The sequence below is a fragment of the Pseudonocardia sp. TRM90224 genome (assembly GCF_021245725.1).
In the GTDB taxonomy this organism is placed as follows: Bacteria; Actinomycetota; Actinomycetes; order Mycobacteriales; family Pseudonocardiaceae; genus Pseudonocardia.
The window spans coordinates 1-7,059 of sequence record NZ_JAJGSX010000081.1 but is presented as its reverse complement, the minus strand read 5'-3'; the positions used below and the strand labels follow the sequence as shown (position 1 = coordinate 7,059).

Genomic DNA, 7,059 nt, shown 5'->3' with positions numbered 1-7,059 from the left:
ACGATCGTCTCATGATCGAGGCGCTCAGCCCCTGACCCCCAACCCTGCATTCGACGCAGCGATGAGCCCCGAGCGTTGGAGGAACATCGCTGCGGGCGGCGCGCACGAGCTGACCCCGGCAGGTCGGCTGCACTCGGGTTCGCCCGCTCTGCCGTCCTTGCCCGCCGATGTTAATGCCTCTAACATCGCTGTCATGGGCGGTGGCATGGTGCGACGGACCGCGAGGATCGTGCATCTGGTCCTCGGCGCTGCTCTGATCGTGACGATCTATGCCCCGACCCGTTGGACGGAGGCGTTGCGGTTGGGGTTGGCGACGATCGGGGTCCCGCTGCTCGTGGCGACGGGTGTGACGCTGTGGCAACAGGCATGGTTGCGTCGCACGCTCGGTCGCGTCGAGCTGCTCGCGCTACTCACTGGCTCGGCGGGACTCGCCGCGGTGGGACAGGTCCTCGTGCAACGCACCTTCGCCGAGGTGCGGCATCCGGTCACGCTCGCCGAGGCGAACCTGACCTTCGACGCCGCAACGGTCCGCGGCCATTACCAGGTGCTCGTTGCGCAGGGCACACTCCCCCGAATGGTCGCCACCGAGCTGGTCGACTTCATCTGGTCTGTCGGGCTCGCCTCCAGCCTGATCATGATCGTGCTGACCGTCGCCGCTCTGCTGCGTCACCGGAACCCAGCCGGATCGCGCAGGCTGCGGCGGATGGCCCCGCTGATGGCGCTCGCGCCGGCCTGCGACGTCGTCGAGAACAGCGTCTCACTCATGATGCTGTCCGACCCGTTCGGATTCCCCGAGGTCCTCGCACCACTCCATGCCGGGTTCTCAGTAGCCAAGCTCACGCTCGCCGCCGCGTCGGCCACTCTGGCCCCGGCCTACGCCGTCGTCGCCGCCGCAATGGGGCCGAACCCCTGGGGATTGGCCCAACCGACGAGAAGGGTGAACGATGGCCGCGATGGCGAAGTCGTCGTATCACCACGGAGCGCTTGAGGCCACACTGATCGATGCCGCGATCGTGCTCATCGAAGAGCACGGCGTCGACGGTTTCAGCCTGGCCGCCACCTCGCGACGCGCCGGTGTCAGCGTCGCGGCCCCCTACCGACACTTCGCCAACCGACGGGAGCTGCTCAACGCCGTGGCTCAACGCGGATTCGCCGAGCTCGGCGAGCGGCTGCGCGCCGCGCCGGCCGACGATGGCGACGACGTCGCACTGCTGCTCGAGCAAGGCCTGGCCTATGTCCGTTTCGCCGTGGAGAAGCCAGCGCTGTTCCGCATCGCGTTCGACTCCCGCGGGCGGGACCCGCAGAGCACAGTCGGTCCGGCGGCACTGGCCGCGTTCGGGGAAACGCTGGACCGGCTCGAACGCGCGGGCCGGCTCCGGATCCCGCTGGACACCGCGATGCGGCTGTGCTGGGCGACCGTGCACGGCGTCGCCATGCTCACGATCAACCAATCGCGCACGTTCGCCGAGGAAGACTCCGAAACCCTCCGCCGGCACATCTTGTCACCAATGCTGACCGGTGGTGTCATCACGGCTGACTGATGTGCCGAAAGGGTCGATCGGGTGTCGGCGGACTCGGCCATCACGATCGACAGCAGCCTCCTCCTCCCGCTGCCTGGGCGGCCTGGCGACACCCGGAATGTGCGCTCCATGTGTGCTCCGCAGTACCGGGCCGGACCGTCACGGCACCACCAGACATCCCGACTCCGCATGCCAGGGCCCTACCAGCACGAACGCCATCCGACGACATTCATCGACACGCCTCGACACGCGCCGGCACAGCATTCACTCGGCTCACAACAAAGGTCCCATCGTCGAGAGGGGACCGAACCCAACCGACTGCGCACGACCCGCTGACCGGGAAGGTCGAAGGGGAGCAGCGGCCCCGGCTGCAGCCTGTTCGGCCCACCCTCTGTCGCCCGTACGTCCCACCATCCGCGACGACCGGCACCCAGACGTCGCCGACTGCCCGTGGTCCGCTCGCGGCTCAAGGAGCCAGTACTGATACCGAACAGTCCATCCTCAGTTGGTAACGGTCTAGAAAGCCGGAACGAGCGTCGAGGAACCAGCGCAGCACCAGAATGGCTTGCCGGTAGCAGCCCAGCATGCGCCGACCACGCCGGGTCCCGCGCCGGGCTCGCTCGCCCGACAGCAGGCCGGACAGGAACGCGACGGTGGACGCCCCGATCGGGAGCACGGCGGTGTAGGTGAGGAGATCGGGCACGCGGAACCTCGGTGTTCAAGTCGATCTTTAGGCAGACCGACTCTTCTACCGGGGCTCCGCACCCATCCCTGATCATCTCCACACCCCTCGGCGTGTCGCACGACAACCCAGCCCCACTTACTGGGAAAGCCAATCGGTTGATCAGCCGAGCAGGAACGTGCGGGCCTGTTCGGCGACGGGATCGGGGGCCGCCCAGAAGGCCCCATGGTCGTGGTCGGCCAGAGTCAGCACGGTGACGTTCGGCAGGATCGCGGCCAGCGCCTCGGCGCCCGTGCGCATGAACGCCTCGCCGTTGCCGCCGACGGCGACGGCGATCGGCGCGTCGATCGTCCAGCGGTCGGTGGGCAGTGGTGTGCCGTCCTGGAGGCCGCGCCAGATCCGCAATTCGTAGGCGTAGGTGTGGGCATAGGCCGCCATCTGCTCCCATGACGGGTCCGCCTTCATCATCGGGAGGTACTCGGCGGGGACGCCGACCACCTCGGCCATGAAGTACTCGCTGGCCTCGCTGCGCTTGCCGGCCGCGACCAGCGCTTCCAGGTGCTCGACGGACTCGGCAGGAACTGGCGGCCGGGAGCCGTCGACGATGAACGGAGGCTCGTAGAGGTAGAGGCCGCTGACCTTGTCGCCGAGCGCGCTGGCCGCATCCAGTGCGAGCCCACATGCACCGGACCCGCCGGCCAGGGCCGCGGAACCGCCGAGGACGTCGATCAGCGCCGAGATGTCCTCGATCTCGCGTGCCGGGTCGTAGGGCTGCGGGTCGCCGCTGGCGCCGCGGCCGCGACGATCGAAGCTGATCACGGTGAAGTTCTTGGCCAACGCCGTGACCAGGCCGGCGACGGCGGTGTGGTCCTCCGCGACGTTGCTGAGCACGACGATCGCGGGGCCCGAGCCGGTCTGCTCGTAGGCGATCGTGGTGCCGTCGGTCGAGGTGACGGTGGACATGGTCTCTTCTCCTTCAGCGGGGTTGTCCTGCGGGTTCAACAAGCTGGCGAGCCGTTCGAGCGCCTCGGCGTAGCCATCGGCCATCTGCAGCTCGACGGCCCGTTGCAGCGCCGCACCGTCGGGGAAGCTCGCCGCGACGTCGACGGTGCAGCCGGTGCCGGCAGCGGCGAAGTTGACCCCGGTGGGGAAGGTGCCGGTGCCGTCGGCTGCCATGCCTCGTCGGCGAACGTGTCGTCGTAGGCCAGTTCGGCACACGGATCGACCACGCTGTAGGTGGCGACACCGCGCACCGCGGCTGCCGAGCCGTCCACCGGCGCGATCTGGAACCGCCAGCGACCGCCGGGGCGCACGTCCATCTCGTACACGGTGGCCACCCAGCCCTGCGGCCCCCACCAGCGACTGATCGCCTCGGCGTCGGTCCACGCCCACCAGGCGCGGTCGACACCTGCGGCGTAGGCGCGGCTGATGTGGACGGTATTGCTCGTCTTGTCGATCACGATGCCGTCGGGCACTGTCGACCTCCTCACGGGTTCTGCTCGGGTGCGCGGTCGTCGTCGAGGAGCGCGCCGAGGCGATCCATCCGTTCCGCCCACAGAGCGGCGAAGCCCTGCACCCAGTCACTGATCACATGCATCGCATCGGGGTGCACTCGGTAGATCCGCTGCTGGGCCCGCTTGGTCACCTCGACCACGCCCGCCTCCGCGAGCAGCCGCAGGTGCCGGGACACCTGCGGCTGACCCAGGCCGAGCTCGTCGACGATGCCGCCGACCGAGCGCGGCCCGTCCTTCAGCAACTCGATGATCCGGAACCGGTTCGGCTCCGAGATCACAGCCAGTCGCTGCTGCACGGTCGCGGCGGCCATGCCGTCAATATACGCAACGATGTATATACACGCAAGTAGATGCTTAGACGAGAGCGCCGGTCGCTACTGAGAAAGGTTCACTGGGACTTGCTCGCCGCCGACCTACGTGCAGGATGACCAAGGGGTAAGCCGCCCTCATCGGCTCACCCGGCAGGTCTCAACGCTGTGATGTACTTCGCAAGTGGCGCGCCGTCTTGTAGTTCTCGCCTGGCTTCTTGGCCTTGCAGCGGTTGTAGCAGGAATCCTCGTCACGGCGAGCGCAACAACGCTGGCCCAGGGCCCTCCCGACGAGCCTTTAACTGTGCTACACCACGGGGATCCGGCCGGCACGTGCAGATTCTTGGACGGAAAGATGCGGCCGGGGCAGACCTGCGTTTTCAGCAGGAACGGCGTGGAAACAGGCCGAACAACCTACGATCAGGAACTGGCATACGAAAATGCGCGCATCGCGCGATACAACCAGTACGGAACTTTCGAACCCGATACCGATCCGCGAGTATCGAATGTGAGGTTTGGCGGAATCGCACTACTGGGCCTAGGCGTGATCATATCGACGCTGGCCATCCGTGCGTATGCAGTCCGGGATGCTTGAGACTCGCTCGGAACTCTGTGCAGGATGACCTGCATGGATGCCCGCGCTGATCAGCCTACGCCGCCGGCGCACCGCGACCGTCGACCGACCAGCGGAGGCATGGCGTGTGTTCGGCGTGCGACGAGCACGCCGATGGGCTCGTCGGATGCCGTCGGCTTCTCGACCGCGATCGCGCGGTACTCGAGCAGTGGCACGAGCGGGCTGAACGGGGGAAGCCAAAACACTCGCGCCAGCCCACGCTCGACGACCTGTGGATCAGGTCTGAGCCGCTCGCGAAGGTGCGGCGGCGCTCGAACTCATTCGGCACCGAGCCGGCGCTGCTCGTGTTGGACAACAACTGCGAGCACCTGCTCAACGCCGTCGCGCCGCTGGTGGCGCAGGTACTCGGCCGATGCCCCGGCGTGACCGTGCTTGCGGCGAGCCGCGAGCCGCTCGGGATCGCGGGCGAGCACGCGTGGCGGGTGCCGCCCCTGGTGCTCGCCGATGCGCTGACGCTCCTCCTCGACCGGGGGGCGGGCCGAACCCGCCCACCCGCACGACACAGGCCGAAACGACACAGGCTCGCCGCGTGTACGACCGGCTCGACCGCTTGCCGCTGGCGCTCGAGCTCGCCGCGGGCTGGGCGGAGACGCTCTCCAGTCCAGAGAGCGGACCTCAACGAAGTCACCGACACCGGAGTATGTGCCCTGCAGCCCGAGCGCCACCCCGTCGCCTTCGACGAGGCAAGCCGGACCATCTAGAGCGGACCGGCGCAGGAACGCAGGCGGCAGCAACGCACCTGCACCAATGGACTCTGCCGGCAGCGCCATGCCGGTTGCCCAACATCTGGTAGGCGTGCCATCACTCGCAACCTACGGCGGTTACAGGGAGCTCGTCCGAAACACTGTCGGTCGGGACGTCACCAGGCCATACGACTGTCGAAACAGCAGCAGTATCCAGCACCCAGGAGAGGTCGATGTCCACGAGATCCTCGCTCCCAGCACAGCGCACGTCATCGCATCGCCCGTCATCACGATTCCGGCATCATAACGGCAGGCCGAGCTCCCAGCGCTGGAAGTCGATTCTCGACCGACATTGCGCGGGCACAGCGCCGGCGACCTGCCGACGCCCGATGACTGCCACATGCAGGCCGCTGAAGCGGGGAAACGGCAACCGGTGCCAAACAACGACAACGACGAATCGCGGATAAGCCCCGAGCACGTGTTGGATCGAGTCACCGCGACCGGTGGACGGCTTGTGCTCACCGACCTCAGCGCTGATGAACTCCATCAGTGGCGGTGCCTGCTGCACCGCGCAGGCCACGACTGGGCCACCGCCACCCGGGCCGCGTGCCGGCCGCACGGCAACGCCGACGCCCTCACCAGATCGGCCGATCTGTGGCGCCGGACGGGTGCCCGGTTCGAGTACGAGACCACGTTGGATCTGCTCGCCAAGGGCTGATCCGCGGGCGGGAGAACGTGGTGATCGCGTGCTGGACACGTGGTCACCACGCGTGCTCGGCCGCGCCGCAGCGGGCGACGCTGTGACAACGGAGCCACGACGCCAGGTCGGGCAGACTTCAGCAAAGGAATCCACATCATGAGCAAGGTCACCACCGGAGCCACGGTGTCGCTCGACGGCTACATCGCGGGGCCTGGAGAGAGCGGCTTCGACCTGCTGTTCCAGTGGTACGGCAACGGCGAGGTCGAGATCCCGCCCGCCAGCCCCGACGCGCCGCGGATCCGCATCACCGCGGCCAGCGCCGAACTCGTCAAGCCGGAGTGGGACAACACCGGTGCACTCATCGTCGGTCGCCACCTCTACGACATGACCAAGGCGTGGGGCGGGCGCCACCCCATGGACGTGACCACGGTCGTTCTCACCCACCAGCGCCCCGAGGACCGGCCGGAGGACGACGAGAACTTCGTCTTCGTCACCGACGGCATCGAGGCGGCGGTCGCGGCGGCGAAGGAGTTGGCCGGCGACAAGAACGTGGCTGTCAACGGCGGGCAGATGGCGCGCCAGTGCCTGGAGGCCGGCCTGATCGACGAGGTCGGCGTCGACGTGGTGCCGGTCGTGCTGGGCGGCGGGAAGACGCTCTTCGGCGAGCTCGCCACCGCTCCGGTGCAGTTCGAAGGGCCAACGGCGGTGGTCCAGGGCGCCGGCGTCACCCACCTGCGATACCGGGTCGTGAGGTAGGCCGATCCTGTCCGCGACCCATCCTCGCCTCGGTCGGACGCGCCACGCGTCCGACCGGACGAACGGCCGCCGCTGCTGGAGGGCTCGTGCACACCGACCTCAGCATCGATGAACACGATCAGTGAACCCTTTCCAACCTGTGTGGGCGGGCTTCGGGCTGTCTCGGCGTGGCGTCACCGGAACGAGTGGTTGGGTGGCCCGGAGGGGTTGCACCTCCGGGCTCCCACAGATCCCGGCGTGACAGTCTCCCGTCACCGGGCTC

7 protein-coding genes and 2 pseudogenes are annotated in these 7,059 nt (G+C 68.0%); 5 read left to right on the top strand and 4 right to left on the bottom strand.

Going from position 1 to position 7,059, the window contains the following annotated elements; all coding sequences use genetic code 11:
* The first annotated feature begins 193 nt into the window (after nucleotides 1-193).
* A complete protein-coding gene (locus LL648_RS42785) occupies nucleotides 194-988 on the top strand; it encodes a hypothetical protein (RefSeq protein WP_232668726.1) in 795 nt (264 codons plus the stop codon).
* Entirely contained in the window at nucleotides 945-1,541 is a 597-nt protein-coding gene (locus LL648_RS42780) for a TetR/AcrR family transcriptional regulator (RefSeq protein ID WP_232668725.1), read from the top strand. Before LL648_RS42785 ends, LL648_RS42780 begins: the two co-directional genes overlap by 44 nt.
* A gap of 514 nt (nucleotides 1,542-2,055) precedes the next feature.
* Here the strand turns inward: LL648_RS42780 and LL648_RS42775 are convergent.
* The 4 genes and pseudogenes from LL648_RS42775 to LL648_RS42765 form a co-directional block, all read right to left on the bottom strand.
* Nucleotides 2,056-2,196 (bottom strand): annotated as a pseudogene (locus LL648_RS42775) (IS5/IS1182 family transposase); the annotation flags it as partial.
* A 168-nt stretch (nucleotides 2,197-2,364) separates the two neighbouring features.
* Nucleotides 2,365-3,378 carry an alpha/beta fold hydrolase gene (locus tag LL648_RS42770; RefSeq protein WP_232668724.1) on the bottom strand — a complete coding sequence of 338 codons (1,014 nt, stop codon included), beginning with the start codon at nucleotides 3,376-3,378 and terminating at the stop codon, nucleotides 2,365-2,367.
* Between the two features lie 56 nt (nucleotides 3,379-3,434).
* Nucleotides 3,435-3,662, bottom strand: a pseudogene (locus LL648_RS45945) (SRPBCC domain-containing protein); the annotation flags it as partial.
* Between the two features lie 26 nt (nucleotides 3,663-3,688).
* Nucleotides 3,689-4,027, bottom strand: coding sequence for an ArsR/SmtB family transcription factor (locus LL648_RS42765; protein ID WP_232668723.1), 339 nt, complete (start codon nucleotides 4,025-4,027; stop codon nucleotides 3,689-3,691).
* Nucleotides 4,028-4,723: 696 nt separating this feature from the next.
* Between LL648_RS42765 and LL648_RS42760 the strand changes: the two genes are divergently transcribed.
* The 3 genes from LL648_RS42760 (at nucleotide 4,724) to LL648_RS42750 (ending at nucleotide 6,797) form a co-directional block, all read left to right on the top strand.
* A complete protein-coding gene (locus LL648_RS42760) occupies nucleotides 4,724-5,359 on the top strand; it encodes a hypothetical protein (protein ID WP_232668722.1) in 636 nt (211 codons plus the stop codon).
* A gap of 382 nt (nucleotides 5,360-5,741) precedes the next feature.
* Nucleotides 5,742-6,059: a hypothetical protein gene (locus LL648_RS42755; RefSeq protein WP_232668721.1), complete on the top strand. Its 318-nt coding sequence runs from the start codon at nucleotides 5,742-5,744 to the stop codon at nucleotides 6,057-6,059.
* A 138-nt stretch (nucleotides 6,060-6,197) separates the two neighbouring features.
* A complete protein-coding gene (locus LL648_RS42750; protein ID WP_232668720.1) occupies nucleotides 6,198-6,797 on the top strand; it encodes a dihydrofolate reductase family protein in 600 nt (199 codons plus the stop codon).
* Nucleotides 6,798-7,059: the final 262 nt, after the last annotated feature.

Coding starts and splice junctions, on each gene's coding strand:
- LL648_RS42785 (WP_232668726.1), top strand. CDS start 194: ATGGGCGGTGGCATGGTGCGACGGACCGCGAGGATCGTGCATCTGGTC.
- LL648_RS42780 (WP_232668725.1), top strand. CDS start 945: ATGGCCGCGATGGCGAAGTCGTCGTATCACCACGGAGCGCTTGAGGCC.
- LL648_RS42770 (WP_232668724.1), bottom strand. CDS start 3,378: ATGGCAGCCGACGGCACCGGCACCTTCCCCACCGGGGTCAACTTCGCC.
- LL648_RS42765 (WP_232668723.1), bottom strand. CDS start 4,027: ATGGCCGCCGCGACCGTGCAGCAGCGACTGGCTGTGATCTCGGAGCCG.
- LL648_RS42755 (WP_232668721.1), top strand. CDS start 5,742: ATGCAGGCCGCTGAAGCGGGGAAACGGCAACCGGTGCCAAACAACGAC.
- LL648_RS42750 (WP_232668720.1), top strand. CDS start 6,198: ATGAGCAAGGTCACCACCGGAGCCACGGTGTCGCTCGACGGCTACATC.